Below are 257 nucleotides of genomic sequence, written 5' to 3'. Positions count from 1 at the left end.
GAAGTGTGGCAACACATGGAGCTGACTGTTACTAATCGGGTGAGGGCTTGACCAAAACGCTGAGAGACGGAGTCACGAAGTGACCCCCGCGGAGTACAATACTCAATCGGCAACGCAGGAAGTTAATTCTCAAGGAAATGTCAACATGTATGTAGTTTTGAAAGTATGTATAATATACTTTGTAGGGGATTGGTCAAATGGTATGATAGGGGTCTCCAAAACCTTTGGTGGGAGTTCGATTCTCTCATCCCCTGCTC

General features: G+C 45.9%; 1 tRNA gene. It reads left to right on the top strand.

What is annotated here, in order from left to right:
- Nucleotides 1-183: 183 nt before the first annotated feature.
- Nucleotides 184-254 (top strand) — tRNA-Trp (locus tag LJE12_RS19865).
- Nucleotides 255-257: the final 3 nt, after the last annotated feature.

The organism is Blautia sp. DFI.6.71, assembly GCF_020593585.1.
Classification (GTDB): domain Bacteria; phylum Bacillota; class Clostridia; order Lachnospirales; family Lachnospiraceae; genus Blautia_A; species Blautia_A wexlerae.
The sequence above is the reverse complement of the archived record's forward strand: the minus strand, read 5'-3'. Positions and strand labels throughout refer to the sequence as shown.